This is a genomic window from Chryseobacterium pennae (assembly GCF_003385515.1).
Classification (GTDB): Bacteria; Bacteroidota; Bacteroidia; order Flavobacteriales; family Weeksellaceae; genus Chryseobacterium; species Chryseobacterium pennae.
Map to the genome: position 1 here is coordinate 34,951 of NZ_QNVT01000015.1, position 25,957 is coordinate 60,907.

Consider the following 25,957-nt stretch of genomic DNA (forward strand, 5'->3'; position numbering starts at 1 on the left):
AATTAATCCTGGGACTCTTCCTCATCTTCTTCCTCAGCGGATGAGGAGCCTTCCCAGTTTTTAGTGTCAAAATTAAGATTATCATAAGCTAACAATTCCTCCTCACGCTGGAGGATTTCTTTTGTGCTGAATAAGGCAATATCATCGTCTCCTTTTGCCTTTGCCAACTTTCTGATCGAGGCTTTGTCAATAGCCATAAAACGCTGCCCAAGACGTCTGGCTGCATATTTTCTCATTCCGGTTTCATGGAGTACATCAACAGCCATATCCACAGCTGTTCCCAAAGTTTCCCGGTAAATGTGATTCACTCCATTATTCAGATATTCATAAGCATCAATTCTGTTTTTTGCTCTTACAAATATTTTTACTGTGGGATAATGCTCACGAACAAGTTCAGCAATGAACATATTGTCATCTGCATCATCCAGACATAATACCAGAATTTCAGCATCTTCAATACCTGCCGCCCTTAAAATGGGAATTCTTGTGGCATCACCATAATATACTTTAAAGCCATAGCTTCTCAGAAGTTTTACACGATCCGAATCTCTATCCAGAACTGTTGCAGATATTTTATTAGCTTTTAAAAGGCGTCCCACAGTACTTCCAAAATGGCCAAACCCTACAATAATAATCTTTTTCTGAATCACATCACTATCCAGAATATTGAAGTCATGTTCTTCTTCGGGAATTTCCTTAATAAACTTGGGTGTAATAAATTTATCATTGATGATCAGGAGAATAGGAGTGATGCACATGGTAATCGCTGTGACAGCCATTAGTTGAGCATTCAGTTCCGGGCCCAGAAGATAAAGATCCGAGGCATAATTAATCAGTACAAAAGCAAATTCCCCCACCTGCGAAAGTGCGAAGGCATAAAAAAGACTTTGTGGAGTATCTATTCTGTAAAACTTTCCAATTGTATACAATACCAAAAACTTCACTGCCAATACGGCAAATACAGTACTGAAAATAAATAACGGATCTTTTTGAATGATATTAAAATTGATCGTTGATCCTACACTAACAAAAAATACGGCTAACAATAGCCCTTTAAAAGGATTGATCTGTGCTTCAAGTTCATGTCGAAATTCGCTGTTGGCCAACATGACTCCGGCAAGAAAGGCTCCTAATGCAGGTGAAAGCCCGATAACAATCATCAGTTCAGATACCCCGATAACAAGGAATAGGGAAGAGGCTGTCAATAGCTCTGCCATCCCGGATTTTGAAACATAACGTAAAAAGGGTACGAATACATATCGTCCCAATAAGATCAATAATGCAACCCCGAAAATGACTGTACTGGCCTGAAGCCATTCCGGAAGTTTCTGTATCAGGATCTGGATCTCATTATCATGATGTTTTGCTTTATAATTGGCAATAATCGGAAGTATAGCCAAAATGGGAATGACCGAAATATCCTGAAATAAAAGGGTAGAGAATGAAGCTTCACCAGCCGTTGTTTTAAAATTATTCTTTTCCTGTAATGTCTGCAATACAATAGCTGTAGAAGACAACGCAAAACACATTGCAACTGCAATAGCCTTATCTATTCTCCAGCCTACACTGATGAATACAAGAAATAATAATAAAATGGTCAGAAGCATCTGAGTGAGCCCAAGTCCCATGATTTTCTTCCTCATTTCCCAGAACTTTCGCGGTTCCAACTCCAGACCAACGATAAATAAAAGCATAATAACTCCAAACTCACTGGCATGCATAATGTCATTGACATTATTTCCGGTAAGCCTGAGGACATAAGGACCAATGATGATCCCTCCCAAAATATAACCAATTACTGAACTCAATCCCAATTTTCTGGCCAGTGGAACCATGATAATAGCTACACCCAGAAAAAGTAATGTGTTCATCGCTAAGCTGGACTCCATATATTATTGATTGAGCAGTTCTGTAAACTCTTTTTTATGTAGAATAATTTCTTTTTTAGACAACTTGTTGGCTTCGTAAACAATCTTGATGTGTTTAATGTCAGCCTTGAAGACCTTTAAGGAAACAATCAGTCCGCTGATCAGTTCATCAATGGTATATTGATAGGTTCCGGATTTACTGAAAGATCTTTCCTTTCCGCCAGTGGTGATCAGGATATAAACTTCTTTATTTTCAAGAGGATTTTCTTTCCCGGGCAATAACCAGTCACGATCGAAAACTTCATCAATCCATAATCTTAACAGAGGAGGCATTCCGAACCAAATGAGAGGAAACTGAAAAACAAAGCGGTCATAGTGGGCTAACCGTTTTCTTTCCCTGAAGGCAGCAATATGGAAGTCAGGATATTCTTCATAAAGATCACGTAAGGTATAATGCTGGTGACGAACGTAGAAATTGATGAGCTCTACATTCGAATTGGAGTGCTCCAGATAAGGGTGTGCAAATACTACCAGCGTCTTCTTCATAATCCTGTTTTCAGTAAATATAGTAAAAAAATATTGAATAAAAGGCAGGTTTTATGATGATTTATTAATTTTTTAATATGTGAAAGTCAATTTAGTGTTAATTAAAATCAAAGAAATGCTGTTATTTCAAGTTTTTAAATAAAAAATCAGGTCCTTAAGACCTGATCTGTTTATAAATGATTATAATTCTTGTAAGATTACCATCCTCCGGATGCACCACCGCCTCCAAAACTTCCGCCACCGCCGAAGCCTCCAAAGCCACCGCCGCTGCCACCGGAACTTCCGCCACCAAAGCCTCCGCCACCAAAACCACCAGGGAATGGGAAGAACCCACCAGGATAATTTCTGCGTCCTCTTCGGGTGATGATCACATCATCATCATCGGAATTTCCGCCTCCGCCACGGCCACCACCTCGGTTACCGAAGAGAATAGCAATGATGATAAAAATAACAAAGGCGATAATAAGGACCTTAAGTGCACTGCCATCACCGGAAGGTGCCGTTGTAAGAGCTGGTTTAAATTTACCCTGAACAGCTTCCATAATAGCTGAGGTACCACGGTTGATACCTTCATACCAAAGTCCTTTTTTGAAATTGGGAGTAACAATGTAATCCAGGATCTGTCCTGCAACAGAAGCCGTAAGATATTGTTCCACAGCTCGCCCTTGTTGGATAGACATGGTATGATCTTCAGTCGCGATCAGGAAAACAACCCCGTTATCCACTCCTTTCTTTCCGATCTTCCATTGCTGGCCAAACTTGGTGGCTAAAAAATTGACATCCTCGCCTTTGGTAGACTTGATGATTACCACTTCAATTTCTGTGGAAGTGGAGTCTGCAAATTTGATCAGTTTATTGTTAAGCTCATCTTTTTCTTGTTGGGAAAGAATTCCGGCTTCATCAAAAACCGGGTATAAAACTGCAGGTTTTTGAGGAATGGTATATTGTGCTGATACAAAGGTGTAAAAGCAGATCAGTAAAAATGAAAATACTATTTTAGGAGAATGTAATTTCATTTGGAAGTTGGTTTGGGTTTTCTCCTTCTACAGGAAAATATTTTTTAAGTTCAAGGCCTGTTTCCAGAATAGCACTTTTCAATGCCTTATAATAATTTCCCTTGGCAAATTCAGTAGTGATATAGTCATGCAGATGGTCCCAATAAGATTGGTTTACTTTTTCATGAATACCTACATCTCCGATAATGGTGAGGTATTTCTGTTCAAAATTAACATGAAAAAGCACCGCATTCCTATCAGTAGTTTTATCCATACACAGTTCCTTGAAAACTTCAAATGCTGTTTTGGCATCACGGTTTTCCGTATTAGAGTCAATATGTACTCTGATCTCCCCTGTAGAATGGTCTTCTGCTGACTGAATCGCTTCCACAAGGGAAGCGATCTGTTGATTTGTTAGGAAATTGCTCATTATTATTTGAATACTTCAGGGGCTTTCTGAGCTCCTGCTTCAGCTTTGAAATAAGGTTTTTCTTTAAAGTTCGTGAAATTCGCCAGAATATTATTCGGGAAAGTCTTGATAGAAGTGTTATAATCCTGAGCAGCTTCGTTATAGTAAACTGTTTCTGTTCTGATACTGTTTTCTATTGCGGTATATTCTCTTTGGAAGTTAATATACTGCTGGTCTGCTTTTAAGTTAGGATAAGATTCCACTACAGCCATCAATCGGCTTAAAGCTCCTGATAATTCTCCCTGTGCTGCCTGAAACTTTGCAATATCCGCTTCTGTCATATTGGTAGGATCTACATTGATGGAAGTTGCTTTAGAACGTGCTTCCACAACTTGTGTTAATGTTTCCTGCTCAAATTTTGAATACGATTTTACAGTTCTTTCCAGATTAGGAATAAGATTCGCTCTTTTCTGGTATACAGTCTCTATATTAGACCATTTCGTGTTTACGGTCTGTTCTTTGGCTACAAAGCTGTTATACCCGCTTTTTCCCCAGAAGAATAGGACAGCAACAATAATAAGGAGGGCGATACCAATTGTTCCAGCGCCCAGACATCCTTTATTTTTCATAGTTTATTTTTTTTAATTTTTTGTGCTAATCAAATATACAAATTATGTGCTAATTTTGTAGAAAATTATATTTGAATGACAACAATAGTGGTAGCTATGGGAGAGAAGAATGAAATTGGTTTTGAAAACCAGTTGCTTTGGCATCTTCCAAAAGATTTAAAACATTTTAAAGAGATTACTTCAGAACATCCTATAATTATGGGTAGAAAAACATATGAGAGTATCGGAAAACCACTTCCTAACCGTACCAATATTGTTGTTTCGAGAAAAAAAAACTGGTTTGAAGAGGGAATTCTTATTGTAGGAAGTATTAAAGAAGCGATTAAGTTTGCTAAAAAGATCGACGAGGAAGTTTTCATCATCGGTGGCGGAAATATCTATGAACAAACCATAGATATTGTGGATAAACTTGAAGTTACTCTCGTAAAAGCTGATCTTGAAGCTGATACATTTTTCCCGAAAATCGATGAGAAAATCTGGAAAAAAACAAATGAAATCTGCCATGAAAAAGATGAAAAAAATGGATATGATTTCTGTTTTCAGACATTCGAAAGAATTAATAAAAAAGCTTAATTGTCAATAGTTAATTTTTGCTTTGTAAAAGGAATAGACAATTGCCGGCAGAATTGACAAGCATAATGGATTGACCATTCACCATTGACTTTTTGAACTTTAACCTTTAAATTTATTATCTTTGCACTTCTAAAATTTAAAAATGAATAAATACATAAAAATTGCAGTAGCAGCAATTCTTATCCTACTAGGTCTTTATATGATGATTTTCACAAGAAATCTTGGCTGGGGAATTGTTGTATTTCTTTTGGCGGCAATTCCGATTGCGCTTTTCTTTAAAAACGAGTATATTCTTTTAGCATTCTGGCAGCTGAGAAAGCAAAATATGGAAAAGGCGGCTGAATGGTTAACCAAAATTACCGATTACCAGACTCAGCTTCATAAAACCCAATATGGATATTTCCATTATTTATTAGGATTGACGCAAGCTCAGGATCACCCGACAAAAGTGGAACCTTTAATGAAAAAAGCTCTGGAATACGGTTTGAATATGAAACACGACAGAGCAATGGCAACTTTGAATCTTGCAGCATCTGCGATCTCTAAAGGAAGAAAGCAGGAAGGACAAAAACTGTTAGAAGAAGCTAAAAGGCTGGATAGTGCTGGAATGATGACCGATCAGATCAAAATGATGAAAGATCAGCTGAAAATGCCAACAATGCAAAAGCATATGCATAATCCTAACATGAGACAGAGAGGTAAGTTCTAATAAGAAACCACAGATAAAACAAAAAGCACCTGAATCAGGTGCTTTTTTATGTTTATTAATAAGGAGTTACATTTCTGAAGTCTGATCATAGCCATAAAATTTAGGCATCTGCCAATGATATTTTACAGCAAAGGTTCGGATGGCAACAATCAGTAAAATTGTAAAGATCTGTATAAAAGTATAGGAAAGTGGAGTATACTTTGTCATTAATAAAAATGCAGCTCCGCCTACAATACATGCTGTGGCATAGATCTCTTTCCTGAAGATCAGGGGAATCCGGTTGAGCAATATATCACGGATAATTCCGCCAAAACAGCCAGTAATAGTTCCTAATCCAATGCAAATTAAAGGATGGATACCAACATTGAGTCCTTTCTGAATTCCGATAATGGTAAACAGTCCTAATCCAAAGCTGTCAAAGATGAATAAAGTTACCTTAAAGTTTTTTTCAAGGGACTTGAATACCATAGAAATAACACTGGTAATAATAATCAGGGCGCACATCAGAAGATCATGCATCCAGAATACAGGAATATCCAGTAGAAGATCTCTTACAGTTCCTCCCCCTACAGAAGTGACAAAGGCGATAATCAGAACGCCAAAAGGGTCAAGTCGTTTCTGCATGGCTGCAAAACTTCCCGACATGGAAAACGCAATGGTTCCAAGTACTTCTATAGCAAAATTGAACTGTTCGTGCATATAATTATAAATAATCGTTGATAAGTGATTTTCTGCTTAAGCAAATTCTTGGCCATTGTATCAATTATCATCTATCGCTTATCAGTTATAATTTTGTTTATTTTTCAACTCTCACAGAGTCCGGAACCATCAGTTCATATTCGCCGCCGTGGGTAATGATCTCCCTTACGATGCTGCTGCTGATGAATGATTTTCCGGAAGAGGTTAATAAGAATACGGTTTCTAATTTTTTGTGAGCTAATGTCCTGTTCGTATGAGCGATTGCCTTTTCGAATTCAAAATCGGCAGGGTTTCTCAGGCCTCTGATGATATATTGAGCATTCTTTTCAAAACAGTAATCTACAGTTAAGCCCTCAAATGAGTCTACTTCCACATTGGGGAATTCTGCCACGGAATTCTGAATAAATTCCTTTCTTTTTTCAAGAGGAAACATATATTTCTTCTGGGAATTCTGCCCGATGGCAATAATTAATTTATCAAATAGCGGTGCCGCTCTTTCTATAATATCGTAATGTCCTAAAGTGATAGGGTCAAAAGACCCTGGGAAAACAGCAATTTTCATTTTGTATGAGTTATGATTTTGAGTTGTCAATGAAGGTTAGAGTTATATTTTAGTCAAACGCTAACCTTTGCTTTTTAACTTCTACTATCTATTTTCTTTTATTTAAAGCCTTTTCAACTTCATTTCCACAAAGATCCATAATAGAGATTCCATAATGTTTTGCCTGTTGAGGAAGAATACTGGCAGGAGAGAATCCTGGGTTGGTATTCATTTCAAGCATATAAGGAATGCCGTCCATTAAAATAAATTCACTTCTTGAGAATCCGCTCATACCAAGAGAATTGTATGCTCTTTTAGCAATTTCTTCCACTCTTTTTGTCGTTTCTTCATCAATTCTTGCTGGAGTAATCTCTTCAGAAGCGCCTTCATATTTGGCTTCATAGTCGAAGAACTCATTAGTAGGAACAATTTCCGTAATTCCTAAAACGATGGTTTCACCTTTAAAATCGATAACCCCTACAGAAACTTCCATTCCGTTTAAGAAACTTTCGATAAGGATTTCGTCGTCTTCTTTGAACGCTGTTTCTGTGGCAGCGATCACTTCAGATTTGTCTTTTACTTTAGAAATTCCCAGTGAAGATCCGGATTGGTTAGGTTTTACAAAAAGCGGAAGACTTAATTCTTCTACAATTTTATCCACATTGATCTCTTCTCCTTTTCTTAGATAGATGCTTTTAGCTGAAGGAATTCCGTACTTTGACAATACAGCAAGAGTATCTTTTTTATTAAAAGTAAGGGCGCTCTGGTAAAAATCACAACCTGTGTATTTTTGACCTATGGCATCCCAATATGCTTGAAGAATACCATTCTCACCCGGTGTTCCGTGGATGATATTGAAGCATACATCAAACTTCAATATTTCTCCATTATCTGAGGTAACAGAAAAATCTCCTCTGTTGATTGGATATTTTTTATCATTTTCTCCTAAAAAATACCATTCATCTTTAAGGACTACTACTTTATATACATCATATAGATTTCTGTCCAAAGAATCATAGATCAATTGTCCGCTTTTTAAGGATACAACATATTCATCAGAATAGCCTCCCATTACTACGGCAATACTTTTTTTATTCATAACCATATAGTATCAATTGAGGCAAATTTAAACATTTTATGCAATGCAATATGGGAAATCAGGAAATTTTCAAATCAAAAATGAATTGTGTTAAATAAAAAGTCCATTCTAAAATTATTAGCTATATTTGCGGTTATAATTAAAGTATTTTTAAGTATGCTTAAATCACTTTTCAATTGGAAAGTTTTAGTGAATTTAGTTGTGGCAATCGGTGTTTTCGTGGGTCTTGTATGGCTTACGTTCCGCTGGTTAGAGTACCATACTAATCACGGTCAGGAAATTCCTGTTCCCAATGTTGTTAATAAATCTGTACATGATGCTGTTAAAATATTAGATGATACAGGTTTGGAATATGAAGTAGACAGTGCCAATTATGACCCTAAATACAGACCATTTCAGGTTTTACAAATCTATCCTGCTCCGGGTTCCCGTGTAAAGGATGGAAGAACAGTGCGTCTTAAAGTGAATCCTAGAACATGGGCTCAGATTGCTGTTCCGGATGTTATCAACAAATATTCAGGACTGGCATTCCAGAGATTGGATCAGGTTGGACTGAAAATCGGGGATACTATTTATGAACCGAGTATTCAGAAAGATGCTCTTTTAAGAATTTTATATAAAGGAAATGCCGTAAATCCGGGTGCCCGTCTTCCTAGGTTCTCCGTAATTGACGTTGTGGTAGGATCAGGTCCAATGAGAAATATTTCTATTCCTAATGTAGTGGGACTTTCCGTAAAAGAAGCAAGAGCTGTGATTACGAAGAGTATGTTTGAAGTAGGATTGGTAGAATATGAAGATGGCGGAAAGGATGAATCTGATATTATCTATTATCAGGATCCAGCTCCAGGGGATGTCCGTGACCAGGGGATGCAGATTGACCTTTGGGCAAGTAAGAAAACTCCGGCAGAGCTTAGAGCAAAAGTGGAGCAGTTGAATTCTATTTACCGAATGAAAGTAGATACTTCTCTGCCACCGGTACGATATGAGGAAGTTCATAATGAACCAAGTTATGAAGCACCGGTAGTGCCTCCTCCGGCTCCTAGAAGAGAAACTCCAAAGACCGAAGCTCCGAAAACAGAGACTTCTAAACCTCAGTCTACCACCCCTAAGCCAACAAGTACAGGGACAGAGAAACCTAAGGCTTCTACCAGTACTCCGGCTACAGGAACGACAGCAAAACCTGCCGCCTCCACTACTACTCAGCAACCAGCCCAAAAGCCGAAAGCTAAGAAAGTAGTTGTAGAATAACTGCAAATTAATAATAAAAATATAGGCTTCAACTGCAAAATGTTGAAGCCTTTTGTGTAAAAAAATAAATACAATGTCAGAAGATAACGAAGATTTTTTAGATGAAGGATTATTGGATTCCAACAGTATTGATACTATCGATATTGATGAGGAAAATAAAGGTTTATATGAACATCTTAATATCACTGCGGATCCCGGACAGGAGCCATTAAGAATAGATAAGTTTCTTTTAATACACCGTCAAAATTCTTCAAGGAATAAAATTTCTCAGACCTGCAGAGCTGGAAACGTTATAGTGAATGGTGCTGCAGTAAAGCAGAATTACCGTGTAAAACCGGGAGATCAGATTTCTGTGCTGTTAACCCGTCCGCCAAGGGAAAACGTGATTATCCCACAGGATATTCCTATTAATATAATATATGAAGATGATGATCTGGTAGTTGTAGATAAAGAACCAGGAATGGTGGTACATCCAGGACATGGAAATTGGGATGGAACTTTGGTGAATGCTCTGGCATTTCATTTTGAAAAAAATGGTGCAAAATCTGATCTTGACAGGGTAGGGCTTGTTCATAGGATTGATAAGGATACTTCCGGACTTCTGGTAGTCGCTAAAAATGAATATGCATTAAGTTTTCTGGCCAAGCAGTTTTTCAACAGAACCACAAAGAGGCTGTACTGGGCTTTTGTATGGGGAAATCCTAAGGAAGATGAAGGAACCATCAGAGGACATATCGGAAGGCATCCTAAAAACAGAATGCAGATGTCTGTATACGAAGACGGAAGCCAGGGGAAACACGCGGTTACCCATTATAAAGTATTGGAAAGGTTTAAGTATATGACATGGGTGGAATGTAAGCTTGAAACAGGAAGAACTCATCAGATCAGGGCACACTTCAAGCATATCGGGCATACTTTATTTAATGATGAGCGTTATGAAGGGCATACCCCTTTAAGAGGTGTGAATATTCCAAAGTATAAGCAATTTATTAAAAATGTCTTTGAAATTCTACCAAGACATGCCCTGCATGCACATACCCTCGGATTTATACATCCTACAACAAAAAAGGAATTATATTTTGAAAGCCCAATGCCCAAAGATATGGCGGATGCTGTAAAAAAATGGAGAAATTATTTAGAAAACTAAAAATATATTGAGAATTTTTTTATATTTGTTGAATTGAAATCAAGATTTGTTATGAGAAAACTATATGCTATCGTATGTTTAGCTCTTTTGTCAAATGCATACAAAGCACAAGAATCACTACCATATTATCAACAGTATCTTTTGGATGGTGACTTCCTGTTCAACCCAGCTCAGTACGGTAAAACAGACTACGTACAGCTCAATGCCATTTATCAAAAACAATTTTCCAAATTCAGCGAATCCCCAAATGTACAATCTGTGGGAATCAATGCTAACATATTCGATAGAGTAGGTGCCGGTCTTACCATATTCAGAGACAGTAACGGTGCAGAATCTGCTGGAGGAATTACAGCAGGTGCTTCATACTTCATTCCTTTGAGTAGTGAGGGAGACAGAAAAGATCAGTTCTCTTTCGGTACAAGTATTAGTTTGTATAATAGAAATTTTGATTTTACTAAAGTCAACGTTGAAGAGCAGGGAGATCCATTAGTAAATGGCAGTGAACAGAGTATTTTCATGGCGTATGCTAATTTCGGTTTGGCAGCTACCTATAGAAACCTTTTCGGGGGTGTTTCCGTAAATGATATTGCATTAGGTAACGATAAGCCTATTGTAAACGGATTTGAGCCTTCTCCAATTAAATTCTTCTTAAACTTAGGATATAACTGGCATATTGCTGATAACATCATGTTGACACCTGCAGCAATGATTAACCTGAATACCAATTCAACAAGAGTAATGGATTATAACCTGATGGCTACATTCTCTAATGAAGTGAATGCATTCTCTGTTGGGGTAAGTTATAGATCTGCTCAGAACAGATTTGACAGTCAGCAATTGGAAATTGCTCCGGTTGTTAAAGTAAGATTCAATAAATTTATGATTGGAGCTACTTATAACCTTGGATTATCTGATATTCAGCAGTACGGAGGAAACAGCTTCATGATCGGGCTGGGTTATAATTTTGATAACTTTATTAATGTTCGAGGATATAGATATTAATCAATTTAATTTAAATAAATTTGAGCTCTGAATTTTTTCAGGGCTTTTTTTATGATATATATTCACATTCCCTTCTGTAAGCAGAAATGCAGCTATTGTAATTTCCATTTTTCAACATCCCTGAACTTTAAGGATGAAATGCTTCTTGCCATGAAAACCGAAATACAGCTTAGAAAGGGCGAATTGCAGAACCGGAGCCTGAAATCCCTGTATTTTGGTGGTGGAACTCCTTCCATCCTTTCAGTGGATGAGATTAATTCTTTAATTGATGAGGTTTTACATTATTTCAGCTTTGAAAAAGATATTGAGATTACTCTGGAAGCCAATCCGGATGATCTGGATAAGAATTTCTTAAAGCAGCTTGCGGGAACCCCTGTTAACCGGCTGTCCATAGGAACACAGAGTTTCTTTGAAGAGGATCTTAAACTGATGAACCGTGCCCATACTGCTTCAGAAGCAGAAGGATCCATTAAACGTGCCCAGGATTTTGGATTTGAAAACCTGAGTATAGACCTTATTTACGGTTCACCTACCTCTAATCTGGAGATCTGGAAAGAGAATTTGAATAAAACCATGGCTTTGGAAGTTCCCCATATTTCCTCTTATGCCTTAACAGTTGAGCCTAAAACAGCTCTTGAAAACTGGATTTCAAAAGGTAAAGTTAAAAGTCCGAAAGAAGAAGAACAGAACAGAGAGTTCTATTACTTATCAGACTTTTTAAAAGATAATGGTTTTGAACACTATGAAGTTTCAAACTTTGCAAAGCCTGGCTTCTATTCCAGACATAATTCAGCCTATTGGAAGTATCAGGAATATTTAGGAATTGGCCCTTCTGCACATTCTTATAACGGATTTGATGTAAGAAGCTGGAATGTAGCTAACAATCAACAATACATTAAAAAACTCAGTACAAAAATTTTAGCCAAAGAAGAAGAAATTCTGTCTAAGGAAGATCAGTTTAATGAAATGATAATGATCGGTTTACGTACCATTTGGGGGGTAGACCTGAAAAGCTTAAAAGAAAAGTTTGATAACCGGTTCATGGAGCATTTTCAACATGAGATCAGACAGAAAATGGAAGAAGGTATTTTAACCATAGAAAATGATCATCTGAAAATTCCGGAAAAACATTGGTTTATGGCAGATGGAATTGCTTCGGATTTATTTATGGTTTAATGACGGGCAAAATTCAGTGTAAGTAATTTGCTGTACCTTAAGAATATTGTATTAAATCCAAGATAATACAATGTAAATACAACGTAAATTCATTAATTTTGTATAAAATTTCAGTTCATTTGAAAACTAAAAAACAAGATTATTCGCATCTTTCATCCAGCCAGCCTATCGGTATTTTTGATAGTGGAGTAGGAGGTCTTACTGTTGCTAAGGAAATCAAAAGGCTTTTGCCTAATGAAGACCTTATCTATTTTGGAGATACCAAACACCTTCCTTATGGTGAAAAGTCTAAAGAAGCAATTATAGAATATTCTACAAAGATTACCAATTTTCTGCTGAAGCAAAATTGCAAAGCGATTGTAATAGCATGTAATACGGCTACAGCCAATGCTCTAAATGAAGTGATGCAGTCGGTGGCCGGAAAAGTTCCTGTTATAGACGTTATTAATCCCGTTGCTGAAAAAGTATCTTACGAAATTCATAATAATGTGGGGGTGATTGCTACCAAGGCTACTGTGAACTCAGGGCTTTATAAAAAAAGCATCAGAAAGCATAATAAATGGATCAAAGTAGATGAACTGGCCACTCCTTTACTGGTTCCTGCCATTGAAGAAGGATTTAAAAATCACCCGATCACACATGCTATTATTTACAACTATCTAAGTAATAGTAAACTTAAAAATATTGAAACGCTGATTTTAGGATGTACCCACTATCCACTTTTAATTGATGAAATTAAGCAGTATTATGGAAACAGAGTTCGTGTTATAGATTCTCCCAATATTGTAGCCAATCACCTGAAGATCATTTTGGATAAATATAATCTACTCAATGATAATAATCCCAATCCCAATTATCATTTCTATCTTTCGGATTTGACAAAAAACTTCGAGAAGATTTCGAAGAAGTTCTTTGGGAAAACAATTGATTTAGAATTAAAAGTATTATAGTATATATAGCTATGGTTTCTCTTAAGAAGATAAAGACCAGAAAAATTGCTGAAAATAAAGAGACTGCCGGTAAAATGTATATTACCGGCAGTCCGCTTCTAAAAATATATTAAGTGGCTGTGAAGTTCAAATCGGAAAATATATAAACTCTTATTGTTTAGGTATGATTCCTAATGGGCTTAAAAGAACGAATACCAGAATAGTAAGGATTGCAATAAAAATGCAGGCAGGTTTTAAATATTTCCAATTTTCTACATTGATAGCTCCTGTATCCTGAATGATAAAATTATTTTTTCTAGGATAATATTTACTTGCAATAATCAGTGTTATAATCGTTACAAAAAATGCGACAGCTAAACGATGTAAGAAATGAATATGTATTCCCATCGCATCCAAGCCAAATTTAGAGAATAAGTAAAGTATAGTACCGAATATTAATCCTATTTTAGCTGCTTTTGCAGAAACTTTTGGCAATAATAAACCTGCTATTATAATCGCAAAAATAGGCATGTTGAAAATTGAACTGAATTCTTGGAGTATGATATACAGTCCTTTACCCGCCATACTGATAAATGGAGCGATAATCATAGATACTATTGCCATAATAGTTCCACTTTTTTTTCCAAATTTGACAATTTCAGTTTCACTGGCATCTTGTTTTATATAGCCTTTGTAAATGTCAATAGAAAATAATGTAGAAGCACTGTTTAATGCACCGTTAAAAGTACTTAAGATAGCCCCTACAACTATTGCAGCAAAAATACCAATAGCACTAGTCGGGAGTACTGCCTTTACCAATTCGGGATAGGCATAGTCTGGATCATTAAGACTATTTTTAAAGTAATAAAATGCAATAATACCTGGTACAACAACAATGAAAGGAATGAAAATTTTAAAAAAAGCAGTCAATAATACTCCTTTTTGTCCTTCAGCCAAGTTTTTTGCAGCAAATGCTCTCTGGATAATAGACTGGTTCATGGTCCAATAAAATATCTGGGGAATAAACATTCCTGTAAAAATTACGGAAAATGGGACATCTGAGGTGGATTCCCCTACAGCGTTGAAACGATCGGGAACAGCTTCAAATACTGTATGTACCCCAGTTGTGAAGCTTCCGTCTCCTATTTTATAAAAAGCGAGTATAGGGATCAACGATCCTCCAATGATAAGGCCTATTCCGTTAATAAGGTCTGAAATGGCAACAGCTTTTAAACCTCCTAGAATAGCATATAATGATCCTAAAATACCAATTCCTACTACCATCATGATCATAGCTGTAAATTTATCAATATTTAGATTTTCTGAAACATTGAAAATACTTTCTAAAGAAATAGCTCCTGTGTAGAGTACAATAGGAAGAAGAGTTGTTATATAGAGCAGAAGGAATAATCCGGAACAGATTACCCTAGTCTGTTTATCATAACGAAGTTCTAAAAACTCTGTGATAGTAACCAATCCCATTTTAAGGTATCTCGGAAGAAAGTAAACTGCCATAAGTACTAAAGCTAAAGCAGCTAAAGTTTCCCATGCCATTACTTCCATTCCAAAGGCGTATGCACTTCCGTTAAGTCCGACTAAGTGCTCCGTAGATAAGTTTGTAAGCAACAATGAGGCTGTAATTAAAATCGCACTAAGATTTCGTCCTCCCAAAAAATATCCAATGGAAGAATGTGTCAATTCGGTTTTTCGGGTATACCACCATGAAATGAAAGCTACTCCGGCGGTAAATAACAGAAAAGGGATTAGTATGGTAAACATGATATTAAGATTTAATTGTTAATTTTTTATAGAAAAATCATTTGCTTTTTTTCTAATGATTGGCCGCAGGCATTGGCTAGTATTGAAGCCTGAAGAGCATCATTTGCAGTAGAAGGGAATTCTTTTTTTTCCTTTATAGCTGTGATAAATTCTTTGGCTTCCTCTATATATGACTGTTTATATCTTTCAAGAAAAAAAGGCTCTAAGACGCTACTTTGAATATTACTGTCAGAGTAAAATTGAACATTGGTTATTTTTTTGTTTTCTGCGGAAATCATTCCATCATGTCCCAGTACTTCCAGACGTTGATCGTAACCATAGGATGCTTTCCGGCTATTGTCTATATTACAAATGATCCCATTTTTAAACTTCAGAGTAATAAGCGTTGTATCTATATCTTCTGTATAGTTTTTTGAGCCTATGGCAATGACTTCTTCTACCTCACTTCCACTTATAAAGCGTGCCATATCCAGATCATGAATGCTCATGTCGTTATAAATGCCACCAGACTGTCTGCTGTATTCAGCAGAAGGAGGGAAAGGATCTCTACTTGTTATTTTAATAATGACTGGTTTACCAATTTCTTGAAGTCTTTTCTTTACGGTAGCAAAATCTGGATCAAACCGACGATTAAAACCTACCATAAGCCGTAATGAAAGATCAGAGTAAGAATTAATGAGAGTTTCTATCTTACTAAGCTCAGCATCCAGAGGTTTTTCACAGAATACAAATTTATTGTTATCCAATGCCTCCTTCACTTGAGTAAAATGATAAGTAGTAGGAGAGCATATCCATACCGCATCAATATCTTTTTGATGCAATAGCAGGCGATAGTCGGTATAAAAGTTAGGAATTTGATATTCTTCTACTGTCTTTTTTATAAGATCTGGTGAAATGTCAGATATAGCCACAACATCCACATCCTTTAATGTTTTTAGCGCAGCAAGATGTACTTGTCCTATTCTTCCAAGCCCTATTATGCCTATTTTTAATTTATTGTTCACTTTATTTATTGTTTCATTTATATTGTTGATTACTGTATCCCATAGTTTTACGGGATATTTATTTTTGCGTTAAAATGTATATGAGAAAATTAGAATGTTCTTGACCAGGTTTTTGGCCAGCGCTCAATAACAACTTTTGTTTGAGTGTAAAATTCAATTCCGTGTCTACCTTGTGCATGAAGATCTCCAAAGAAGGAGTCTTTCCATCCTGAAAATGGAAATTGTGCTACAGGAGCGGCAACTCCTACATTTACTCCTATATTTCCAGCCATAGCTTGACTACGGAATTGACGTGCAGAAAGACCGTCTTGTGTAAAAATACAGGCCATATTTCCATAGCGTCCACTATTGATAAATTGAATTGAATCCTCCATAGATTTAAAATTAAGTAAAGTCATTACCGGACCGAAGATTTCAGTAGAGATAATTTCTTTATTTAAAGGCACGTTTTCTAAAATGGTTGGATAAAGGAAATTGCCATTTTCAAATCCTGAAACATTTTTGTTAGTTCCATCCACTAAAATATTTGCTCCTTCGGCAACTCCTTTTTGAATAAGGGATTCAATTCTGCTTTTGCTTTCTTTAGAAATTACAGGTCCCATTTCTATATCTTTTTCTAGTCCGTAGCCTACTTTTCTTGATTTTGCAGCTTCTACTAGTGAGTCTTTTATATTTTTATTGTCACCTACTGTAATAATGATTGAAGCGGCCAGACATCGTTGTCCTGCACATCCGTATACTGAATCAGTTATGATTTTTGTAGTCATATCAATGTCAGCATCAGGCATAATAACGATTGGATTTTTTGCTCCTCCTTGTGCTTGTACTCGTTTCCCGTATTTAGCTCCTTCAGAATAAATATATCTGGCAACCTGAGTAGAACCTACAAAACTAATAGCTTTTACATCTGGATGTTGTAGTAATGCATCTACAGAATCTTTTCCTCCGTGGACAAGACTTAGTAAACCTTTTGGCAGGTCTAAATTTTTGTCAATGAGTTCAAATATATACTGCATGGCAGTAGGAACTTTTTCTGATGGTTTTAGGATAAAAGCATTTCCGGTAGCAATAGCATAAGGGAGAAACCAAAAAGGGATCATTCCAGGAAAGTTAAAAGGAGTAATACAAGCACAAACTCCTAATGGTTGTCTGATCATAAATTCATCAATTCCCGGAGCTATATTTTCTGAAAACTCAGACTGATTAAGAACATAGGTTCCACATGCTACTTCAATATTTTCAATTGCTCTTTGTAGCTCCCCTAAAGACTCAGCATAGGTTTTTCCGCATTCACTAGTAATGAGTTTAGCAATTTCCTCCTTATGATCTTCCAATAAAGTTTTCATTTTAAATAGTGGCTGTACTCTTCTCATTGCAGGAACATCTTTCCACTCTAAATAAGCTTTATGGGCGTGTTCTATTGCTTTATGAACATCTTTTACGGTATCTGGACCATAAGGTACTTGTGCTGTTATTTCCTGATTTGCTGGGTTGTATATTGGGATTTGCTGAGTTGAATTACTCCTTTCCCATTGCCCGTTAATGTAATTTTCTAATGTTTTCATCATTGATTTTATTTGAATAATTAATATTGATTAGGTTTTATATATTGTTTTTGTTTCTGCTTATCTAGCTCATACTGTTTTCTGGCCTCAATGACCTCAGGAAAAACCGATATTTCAGGAACAGGTACCTCCCACCATGAGTAAGCATAGCCCTGAAGCTTTCTATCCCTGATGGTTTCTACGTAAATAACAGTTGATTCCTTATTATTTTTAGCTTTTATAAGGCTTTCCTTAAACTCATCTATATTTTGTGGTCGGAAAACTGTAGCTCCTAGACTTTCTGCATTTTTGGCCAGATCCGTCATAATTGGATCTCCGTCTAACTGACCTGTTTTTTCATTTCTATAATTAAAGTAAGTTCCGAAGCCTTCTTCACCCACAGCTTTTGAAAGTCCTCCTATAGAAGCGTATCCGCCATTGTTGATGAGTATTATGGTGATTTTATAACCTTCCTGTAATGTAGTAATCAAGTCAGAAGGCATCATAAGATAGGTAGCATCACCGCACATTACATATATTTCCCTGTCTGGATCTGCCATTTTAGCCCCAAGCCCTCCGGGTATTTCATACCCCATGCATGAATTTCCATATTCAAGATGAAAACCTTTTGAGCTTTTGGTTCTCCAAAGTTTATGTAGATCTCCTGGCAGAGAACCTGCTGCGCATAGAACAACATCTTTATCATCTATAAAATCATTAAGAGCTCCTATATATTCTGCCTGTACCGGATGATCTGGATTTTCACACTCATATATTTTTGTTACTATTTCATCCCATTCTTTGTGATAATTATGTACCTGTTCTACATAATTTTTTTCTGTACAATAATCTCCAATTACATCCTTTAAGGTCTTGAGAGTTTCTCTTGCATCTCCTTGTAAAGGAACGGCACTATGCTTGAAAACGTCAACTTCTGTAATGTTGATATTGATGAAAGTGACATCTGGATTTCTCCAGGCTGATTTTGAAGCGGACATAAAATCTCCATAACGAGTACCTATTCCAATGACCAGATCTGCCTCTTCTGCAATTTTATTAGCACCTTTGGTTCCTGTTCCTCCTATTGCTCCAAGATTAAGAGGGTGCTCATAATGTAATGAACCTTTCCCCGCATAAGTTTCAACAACTGGAATCCCGAATCGTTCTGCAAATGATTTTAATTCTTCTTCTGCTTCAGAGTAGATGACTCCACCTCCTGCAATAAGCATTGGTCTTTTTGATTTTCTGATAAGGTTTGCAGCGTATTGTAATAATTGGAAGTCAGGTAAAGGCCTCGGAATGTACCAAACTCTTTTTTCAAAAAGTGATATAGGAAAATCATAAGCTTCTGTTTGTACATCGTGAGGAAGAGCCAAGGTAACAGCTCCGGTTTCTGCTGGTGATGTGAGAACCCTCATCGCTTCAAGTAAGGATGAAGTAAGCTGTTCGGGACGTTGGATACGATCCCAATATTTTGAAATGGGTTTGAAGCAGTCATTGACAGAAATATCCTGACTCTGACAGGATTCTAATTGCTGTAATAATGGAGATGCTGAGCGGGTTGCAAAAAAATCTCCGGGAAGCAATAATACAGGGAGCCTGTTAATAGTAGCTCCAGCAGCAGCAGTGATCATATTGAGAGCTCCCGGTCCTATGGATGTTGTACATACAAAAGTTTGCAACCTGTTTTTCATCTTTGCATAAGCTGCAGCAGTATGCACCATGGCTTGTTCATGTCGGGTCTGGTAGTATGTAAAGTCTGGATTTTGTTTCAACGCTTCTCCCAATCCTGCAACATTTCCATGACCAAAAATTCCGAAGCATCCTGCAAAAAACTGTTGCTCCCTATCATCTCTTTTTGTGTATTGATTTTTTAAAAATTCAATGGTAGCCTGGGCTACAGTTAATTTTTTCGTTTTCATAATTTTAGGGGGTTGATAGATTTAAAAGCCTCCTTTATCCTCAATAAATTGGATAATTTCGTCATATGTGGGAGCATAATTACTGCATCCCTGCTTAGTTACGATCCATGCACCGCAAGCATTGGCAAGGCGGGCAGATTTATAAGTGCCCCAATTTTGCAGATATCCATAGATAAACCCTGAAGCGAATGAATCTCCGGCTCCCAATACATTGACAACTTCTACAGGAAATCCGGGAATACTTTCTTCTTTGCCATCAGGATAATAAGCTATAACTCCTTTAGCTCCTGTTTTTACTAATAAAAGCTTAACTCCTGAGGATAATATTTGTTTTATTACGACATTGATATCTCCTTCTATGGTAGGGGAAGAAATAGCACTGTCTTTAATTTTTACCTGATCAGAATCTGTAAGGCCCATGGCTAAAAGTTCTTCTTCTGTTCCGATAACAATATCACAAAGCGGAAGATATTGGCGAAGGGTTACTCCAAATGCTCTTACATCATGCCATAGGTTGGCTCTGAAATCAATATCTAAAAATATTGTTGTTCCTTTAGCTCTGGCTTTTTCAGTAGCATAAATAGCCGCACTTCGGGTAGGTTCTACAGACAATGCAGTACCAGTCATTAAAAAGGATCTGTGTTGTGCAAAATCTATTGTATTTACCATATCAATTGTGATGTAATTATCAGGAGCTTTGTCCCGATAAAATACCAATGGAAATTTATCAGGAGGTACAATACCGCAAACTACGGCGGTACTTGTAGTACCTTCAATTGTATTAATAAGAGAAACATCTACTCTTTCCTGTTGCAGCGTATTAATAATAAAACCACCTACAGGGTCATTCCCAATTGCTGTAACAATGCTGGTTTTAAGCCCTAATCTCTGTGCACCCACAGAGATATTGACAGGGGAACCGCCAATAGCTGTACTTAGTAATTGGATATCATTAAACTCAGCGCCGATATTTTTGGAATATAAATCTATGCTGGCTCTTCCGAATGTTATTAGGTCAAATTTCATTTTTTACTTTTTATTAATCGTTTATTGATTATTCATGGCGGGAGTTACCAAAGGAAGACGAGGATCCTTTTCCTTCCATGAATCAAAAATCCATTGATAATCACTGTCGGTTGTATTGGCCAGAGACTGATCTGAACCTGCGAGAAAATTTAAATAATAACAATGGTAGCCATGTGCAGCTGCCACAGGATGATATCCTTTTGGAACTAACACTGCATCATTATTTCTAGCCCGTACTATCTCATCTAAGGAATCCTTCTCATCTTTTGTATAAATCTGTTGAATGGCATAAGCTTCAGGCTTTTGAAATTTATAAAAGTAGATTTCTTCCAGCTGAGCTTCCTGCAATTGTCCCTCGTTGTTTACAATTCTTTCGTCATGTTTATGGGCTGGGAATGAGCTCCAGTTTCCGGATGGGGTATATACTTCTCGGCATACAATTCGGGAGCATCCAAATCCTGGTGGGATGAGGTCATTGAATTGTCTGGTGGCATTGCTTCCACCAAAAATTACGGTAGGCGTTTCTTCAGGAGTGATTAGTTGGGGTTCAAAATCACTATCAGCCTTGCACCAGCAATAAGCGATATCTAAGACTTCAGAAGTTGATATCAGCGTAAATTGTGTTTTTCTTGGAAGATAAAGAGTATGTGCTACCCCCTCAAAGACGTTTTTTCTTCCGTTTTTGATTTCCCAATTTCCTCTGTTGCTTTTTACTTTGTAATTGCCAGATAATAATACAATAACCATCTCGTTCCCTCCCGTATCATAGGCCCAGGTTTCGTTTGGGCCCATAAGACGGGTTTCAAAATTTAGCCATGTCCAGCCTGCGTTTTCAGCAGAAATTGTTTGATAAATTTTTTGTTTTTGAGGTTTTATTAAAATGTTCATTTGTGTTCTTATTAAAGGTTTTTGATCTAAGAGACTAAGTCAGCAATAATGATCGGTTTTTTCTCCTTGAAGGATTTTGTTAATGCGGTAGCCACAAGAGTGGCGTTCGTTGCATTGTTCATCGTAAGCTCAGGTTGTTTGTTTTCTAAGACATGATCAACAAAAGATTGGATCTGTGTTAGAAATGCATCTTGAAATCTGTCAAAGAATGTTTCCATTCCTTCTCTTCGGATACCATATTTATCTGCTATTTGAAGCATGTTTTTTACCGGAGGGTCACCTATTTTCAAATTGCCTTCTGTTGCAAAAATTTCTGTACTGGTGTTGTGTCCGAAAGAGGAAATTCTGGATGCCAGTAATACCGCTATGGTTCCGTTTTGCAGCTCACACATTGCAGCTGTATTGTCTGCATCTCCTGCCAAGCCAAATTCGGGGAATCTATAAGCTCCTCCCAGGGCCCATACTTTTTCAATTCTGGAGCCCAGATACCAATGTGCAAGGTCAATATCATGTACATTATAATCATGAAAGATTCCACCACCAGTGGTGCAAAATTCAATTTGAAACGGAGCAAAAGTATCTTTGTCTATTGTCTGGGAACGCAAAAGATAAGGAGTTCCTACCAATCCTTCATTGATTTTGAGTTTGGCTTCAGCATAGCTGGAGTCAAACCTTCGGACAAATCCCAGCATGGTAATCCGGTCAGGGTATTGGGTGACGATCTTTTCGACACGTATACAGTCTTCTATATTGAGAGCAAGAGGCTTTTCACAAAAAACATGATACCCGGCCTGTACTGCTTTTATGATTTGGTCTGCATGCTGATCCGTAGATGTTACTATTATTACAGCATCCATATCTGTTTGCTGCTCAAGCATTTGTTCGTAAGAAGTATATAGATTAGGAACTTGAAAGGTCTCTCTTACATGATCCAGTTCTTCTTTTTTGATACTACATGCTGCAATCACATGAGCATTGGGAACCAAATAGGTGAGGTTTTTGACATATTCCTTACCTAGTCTACCAAGTCCGACAATTCCGGTATTCAGTTTTTTCATACAGTGCTTTTCTTTTTTTAGAATTTTAGAATTTCGGTCATAAATTGATACCCTTTTTGAGCATATTCAAAAGGATTAGCATTGGCAGGATCTTGTTCTGCCTCTACTACGATCCATCCTTCGTAGCTGCTGTTATGGATGATGTCAGCTAGAGGCTTCATGTTAAGGTTACCATCTCCCGGAACTGTATAGATACCCATTTTTACAGCCTTTAAGAAACTGATATTCTCTTTATAAACCTGTTCTTTAATGTTCTGTCTTACATCTTTAAAGTGGATGTGTTTGGTTCTCCCAATAAATTTTTTCAGAGCTTCTATTGGATCTTCGTTGGAAAAATCGAAGTGACCACAATCATAGTTAAGGTTTACATATTCCTCTTGTGTTTCGTTCAGAAGACGTTCTGTTTCTTCGATGGTTTGGACCATTGTCCCCATATGGTGATGGTAAGATAGTTTTATACCGAAATCATTCAATGCTATTTTTCCAAGTTCATTTAGACCAGTGGTTAGTTTTTTCCAATCCTCATTGGTTACTTTTTTTCGCTGAGTGACAGGAGTGTTGTATTCTCCCTGAATGGTATTTCCACATTCTGCACCACCTACTACTTTTGTATCAAAATGTTTTAGAAAATTTAGTAGTTCAACAAATCCTTTTTTTACTTCTTCGTAAGGTTTGGATGTGAATTCATAACTAAACCATTGGTTACAGATTGTAAGTCCTCTGATATCGAGATGCCTTTTTAAGACAGAGGGATCTTTGGGATATTTATTTCCTACCTCACAGCCTTTATAGCCTGCCAGTGCCATTTCGCTAACACACTGCTCAAAAGTAATGTCTTTTCCTAGTTCTGGCATGTCGTCATTAGTCCAGCCAATTGGAGCAATTCCTAATTGTATCATAAGTTTTTTATATATAGTTGTGTTTTATTGCTATTGCCTAATATTTCAAATTTTTTTTCGAATAGTTTTTTTAATTCTTCGACATATTGAATGCCTGGTTTTAACGGATCCAATTGATCAGGGTAGTTCTGAAAATATTCTCTGAATACTCTTATCCATAATATTCTGAGATCCGTAGCGATATTGAGTTTGCATATACCATAGGGAATAGCTCTTCTTATTTCTTCTTCAGTTATTCCTTTTGCATCTTCTTTTATTTTTCCTCCCGTAGCATTAATTCGTTTTACTTCTTCATTATCTATAGAAGATGCGCCGTGTAAAACAATTGGAAATCCAGGTACTCTTTGCTGAATTTCTTTTAGCAGATCGAAACGAAGGCCTTTACCTCCGGAAAATTTATAAGCTCCATGACTTGTACCTACGGCAACAGCAAGGCTGTCACATCCTGCTTCTTTTACAAAATATTCTACATCAGCAGGGTTGGTGTAAAGCGCATTCTCTTCATCTATATTCAAATGATCTTCTACACCGCTTAACACTCCAAGTTCTGCTTCCACAGAAATATTTTTAAGATGAGCCTGAGTTGTAATTAATTTTGTTCGCTCAATATTTTTTTCCAAAGGATCATGAGAAGCATCAATCATTACAGAAGTATACTCTCCTGATGCTATTGCGTCATGAATATGAGACTCATTGCCATGATCCAGGTGTAGAGCAAAAAGAACATTCGGATATAGTTTGGCAGCAGCTTTTACATAATTAAGAAGTATTACGGGATGCATGTATTCTCTGGCTGCAGGAGTTGTCTGAATAATAAAAGGTGCATTCATTCTCTGTGCTGTGCTGAACAAAGCATATACCTGCTCGGGCATAGAAACGTTGATTGCCGGAATACAAAACTTCCCGTAAGCTTCTTTTAAGAGGGTTGCTGAATTAATTTTCATCATTGTTAATTAAGTTGTGTTTCTAATTATATTATAGTTAATTATTTAGCAATTTTGTTTAATAATTTATTAATGTGTTCGAACACGAATTTATATATTTATTTGTAAATAGCAAAATATTTATTAAAAGTTCATTTTAATTTTTGCTTTTTTATTGTTTTTAAGGTGCTTTGAGAAGAGGAAAAAATGAAAAATGTTGCTATATTTGTTACTTATATTAAATCATATATTTTGACAATTAAGGAGATTGCCCGATTGGCTGATGTTTCCCCTGGAACGGTAGATCGTATACTGCATAATAGAGGAGGGGTAGCAGAAAGTACCCAAAAAAGAGTGATAGAAATAATAGAACAGGTTGGAGGATTTAAACCTAATGTTATTGCACGTAATTTGGCACTTAATAAAATATATCATGTAGCGGTTTTGATGCCATTATTTAATGCTGCCAGCCCATTTTGGGAATATCCTAAAAAAGGAGTTCTTAAAGCTATTGAAGAAGTTTCCAGTTACGGAATGAAGGTCTCTATTTCATATTTTGATGAATTTAATGTAGATTCTTATAGTAAAGAATTGGACAAGATTCTCAAGAATAAAAACCTTGATGGAATTATTATCGCACCTCATTTTGTAAAAGAGACACAAGAAAGGAGTGATATATTGAATAAACTTAATATTCCTTATTTGTTTCTAAATGTTCCTCTGAAAGGATTTAATAATATCTCTTTTGTGGGACAAGACTCATTTGGAAGTGGAAGAGTTGCAGCACAGCTTTTTCATATTGCTCAGAATATTGAAAAACCGCGTGTTTTAATCATAGAAGTTTTAGAAGACTTTAATAATTACTATGGGTTGGATCAGCGTGTGCAAGGTTTTATGAATTTTTTTTCAGAAAATCCTTCTCACGTTAAAGTTGAAAAAGTTAGAATACCCAATAAAAATATACCGCAGTTTCATGAATCACTGGGCAAGAGTTTAGAAGTCTATAAAGATATTGGCGGAATGTTTTTTCCATCTAATATCATTGATAAAGCAGCGCAGTATCTTGAGGTAAATAATATAAAATTGGACCTGATGGTAGGATATGATGTAACCAACGAAAATAAAAAATTTCTAAATAAAGATATTATTACTTTTCTGATTGGTCAGGAACCTTTTCAACAAGGGTATAAAAGTGTTAGGCTTATGTTTGAACACCTTGTTCATGGTGAGGATTTGAATACAGTTTATATGTCACCAATACATATTATAACAAAAGAAAATTTGGAATACCATATGCATTGAGGCATATGATATTCCGGAATCCTAATATGTGGATTTGGCTGA

General features: G+C 36.6%; 25 protein-coding genes. 8 read left to right on the top strand and 17 right to left on the bottom strand.

The features are described 5' to 3' along the window. Nucleotides 1–2: 2 nt before the first annotated feature. From DRF65_RS15670 to DRF65_RS15690, 5 genes are all read right to left on the bottom strand, one after another. Nucleotides 3–1,889 carry a monovalent cation:proton antiporter-2 (CPA2) family protein gene (locus DRF65_RS15670; protein ID WP_115971707.1) on the bottom strand — a complete coding sequence of 629 codons (1,887 nt, stop codon included), beginning with the start codon at nucleotides 1,887–1,889 and terminating at the stop codon, nucleotides 3–5. 3 nt (nucleotides 1,890–1,892) lie between these two features. Next, entirely contained in the window at nucleotides 1,893–2,414 is a 522-nt protein-coding gene (locus DRF65_RS15675) for an NAD(P)H-dependent oxidoreductase (protein WP_115971708.1), read from the bottom strand. Nucleotides 2,415–2,611: 197 nt separating this feature from the next. Next, on the bottom strand, nucleotides 2,612–3,430 hold the full coding sequence (locus DRF65_RS15680) for a TPM domain-containing protein (RefSeq protein WP_115971709.1): 819 nt from the start codon (nucleotides 3,428–3,430) through the stop codon (nucleotides 2,612–2,614). After that, nucleotides 3,411–3,839: a TPM domain-containing protein gene (locus DRF65_RS15685; RefSeq protein WP_228438746.1), complete on the bottom strand. Its 429-nt coding sequence runs from the start codon at nucleotides 3,837–3,839 to the stop codon at nucleotides 3,411–3,413. The genes DRF65_RS15680 and DRF65_RS15685 overlap by 20 nt, the downstream gene beginning before the upstream one ends. A gap of 2 nt (nucleotides 3,840–3,841) precedes the next feature. After that, nucleotides 3,842–4,447, bottom strand: a complete 606-nt coding sequence (locus DRF65_RS15690) for a LemA family protein (protein ID WP_115971711.1) — start codon at nucleotides 4,445–4,447, stop codon at nucleotides 3,842–3,844. A gap of 75 nt (nucleotides 4,448–4,522) precedes the next feature. Between DRF65_RS15690 and DRF65_RS15695 the strand changes: the two genes are divergently transcribed. Then, the gene (locus DRF65_RS15695; RefSeq protein WP_115971712.1) at nucleotides 4,523–5,020 is read left to right on the top strand and encodes a dihydrofolate reductase; all 498 of its coding nucleotides are present in this window, start codon (nucleotides 4,523–4,525) and stop codon (nucleotides 5,018–5,020) included. 142 nt (nucleotides 5,021–5,162) lie between these two features. Next, nucleotides 5,163–5,729: a tetratricopeptide repeat protein gene (locus DRF65_RS15700; RefSeq protein WP_115971713.1), complete on the top strand. Its 567-nt coding sequence runs from the start codon at nucleotides 5,163–5,165 to the stop codon at nucleotides 5,727–5,729. 66 nt (nucleotides 5,730–5,795) lie between these two features. Here DRF65_RS15700 and DRF65_RS15705 read toward each other — a convergent pair whose 3' ends face one another. From DRF65_RS15705 to DRF65_RS15715, 3 genes are all read right to left on the bottom strand, one after another. After that, entirely contained in the window at nucleotides 5,796–6,428 is a 633-nt protein-coding gene (locus tag DRF65_RS15705; protein WP_115971714.1) for a trimeric intracellular cation channel family protein, read from the bottom strand. Between the two features lie 97 nt (nucleotides 6,429–6,525). Beyond that, nucleotides 6,526–6,990 carry a pantetheine-phosphate adenylyltransferase gene (gene coaD / locus DRF65_RS15710; RefSeq protein ID WP_115971715.1) on the bottom strand — a complete coding sequence of 155 codons (465 nt, stop codon included), beginning with the start codon at nucleotides 6,988–6,990 and terminating at the stop codon, nucleotides 6,526–6,528. 88 nt (nucleotides 6,991–7,078) lie between these two features. Beyond that, a complete protein-coding gene (locus DRF65_RS15715; RefSeq protein WP_115971716.1) occupies nucleotides 7,079–8,068 on the bottom strand; it encodes a D-alanine--D-alanine ligase in 990 nt (329 codons plus the stop codon). 156 nt (nucleotides 8,069–8,224) lie between these two features. Here DRF65_RS15715 and DRF65_RS15720 point away from each other — a divergent pair, with 156 nt between their 5' ends. The 5 genes from DRF65_RS15720 (at nucleotide 8,225) to murI (ending at nucleotide 13,591) form a co-directional block, all read left to right on the top strand. Beyond that, a complete protein-coding gene (locus DRF65_RS15720) occupies nucleotides 8,225–9,316 on the top strand; it encodes a PASTA domain-containing protein (protein ID WP_115971717.1) in 1,092 nt (363 codons plus the stop codon). 73 nt (nucleotides 9,317–9,389) lie between these two features. Then, entirely contained in the window at nucleotides 9,390–10,463 is a 1,074-nt protein-coding gene (locus DRF65_RS15725; protein ID WP_185148469.1) for an RluA family pseudouridine synthase, read from the top strand. A 51-nt stretch (nucleotides 10,464–10,514) separates the two neighbouring features. Then, the gene (locus tag DRF65_RS15730; protein ID WP_115971718.1) at nucleotides 10,515–11,465 is read left to right on the top strand and encodes a PorP/SprF family type IX secretion system membrane protein; all 951 of its coding nucleotides are present in this window, start codon (nucleotides 10,515–10,517) and stop codon (nucleotides 11,463–11,465) included. A 51-nt stretch (nucleotides 11,466–11,516) separates the two neighbouring features. Further along, nucleotides 11,517–12,641 (top strand): radical SAM family heme chaperone HemW, encoded by a 1,125-nt coding sequence (gene hemW, locus DRF65_RS15735; protein WP_115971719.1) that lies wholly within the window; start codon nucleotides 11,517–11,519, stop codon nucleotides 12,639–12,641. Between the two features lie 119 nt (nucleotides 12,642–12,760). Then, entirely contained in the window at nucleotides 12,761–13,591 is an 831-nt protein-coding gene (gene murI / locus DRF65_RS15740) for a glutamate racemase (protein ID WP_115971720.1), read from the top strand. Between the two features lie 150 nt (nucleotides 13,592–13,741). On the opposite strand, the gene DRF65_RS15745 is transcribed toward murI, so the two are convergent. The 9 genes from DRF65_RS15745 to DRF65_RS15785 form a co-directional block, all read right to left on the bottom strand. Continuing rightward, complete coding sequence (locus DRF65_RS15745) at nucleotides 13,742–15,349, bottom strand: solute:sodium symporter family transporter (protein ID WP_115971721.1); 1,608 nt, start codon at nucleotides 15,347–15,349, stop codon at nucleotides 13,742–13,744. 26 nt (nucleotides 15,350–15,375) lie between these two features. Next, nucleotides 15,376–16,353, bottom strand: a complete 978-nt coding sequence (iolG, locus tag DRF65_RS15750; RefSeq protein WP_165852241.1) for an inositol 2-dehydrogenase — start codon at nucleotides 16,351–16,353, stop codon at nucleotides 15,376–15,378. Nucleotides 16,354–16,442: 89 nt separating this feature from the next. Beyond that, a complete protein-coding gene (locus DRF65_RS15755; RefSeq protein WP_228438748.1) occupies nucleotides 16,443–17,921 on the bottom strand; it encodes a CoA-acylating methylmalonate-semialdehyde dehydrogenase in 1,479 nt (492 codons plus the stop codon). 17 nt (nucleotides 17,922–17,938) lie between these two features. Further along, nucleotides 17,939–19,819 carry a 3D-(3,5/4)-trihydroxycyclohexane-1,2-dione acylhydrolase (decyclizing) gene (gene iolD / locus DRF65_RS15760; protein WP_115971724.1) on the bottom strand — a complete coding sequence of 627 codons (1,881 nt, stop codon included), beginning with the start codon at nucleotides 19,817–19,819 and terminating at the stop codon, nucleotides 17,939–17,941. A gap of 21 nt (nucleotides 19,820–19,840) precedes the next feature. Next, entirely contained in the window at nucleotides 19,841–20,845 is a 1,005-nt protein-coding gene (iolC, locus tag DRF65_RS15765; protein WP_115971725.1) for a 5-dehydro-2-deoxygluconokinase, read from the bottom strand. 21 nt (nucleotides 20,846–20,866) lie between these two features. After that, a complete protein-coding gene (iolB, locus tag DRF65_RS15770; RefSeq protein ID WP_115971726.1) occupies nucleotides 20,867–21,733 on the bottom strand; it encodes a 5-deoxy-glucuronate isomerase in 867 nt (288 codons plus the stop codon). A gap of 26 nt (nucleotides 21,734–21,759) precedes the next feature. Beyond that, on the bottom strand, nucleotides 21,760–22,791 hold the full coding sequence (locus tag DRF65_RS15775) for a Gfo/Idh/MocA family oxidoreductase (RefSeq protein ID WP_115971727.1): 1,032 nt from the start codon (nucleotides 22,789–22,791) through the stop codon (nucleotides 21,760–21,762). Between the two features lie 17 nt (nucleotides 22,792–22,808). Next, on the bottom strand, nucleotides 22,809–23,690 hold the full coding sequence (gene iolE / locus DRF65_RS15780) for a myo-inosose-2 dehydratase (protein ID WP_115971728.1): 882 nt from the start codon (nucleotides 23,688–23,690) through the stop codon (nucleotides 22,809–22,811). Then, entirely contained in the window at nucleotides 23,687–24,637 is a 951-nt protein-coding gene (locus DRF65_RS15785) for a class II fructose-bisphosphate aldolase (protein ID WP_228438750.1), read from the bottom strand. Before DRF65_RS15785 ends, iolE begins: the two co-directional genes overlap by 4 nt. 183 nt (nucleotides 24,638–24,820) lie before the next feature. On the opposite strand from DRF65_RS15785, the gene DRF65_RS15790 reads away from it, so the two are divergent. Further along, nucleotides 24,821–25,915, top strand: a complete 1,095-nt coding sequence (locus DRF65_RS15790; protein ID WP_115971729.1) for a LacI family DNA-binding transcriptional regulator — start codon at nucleotides 24,821–24,823, stop codon at nucleotides 25,913–25,915. Nucleotides 25,916–25,957 lie beyond the last annotated feature (42 nt).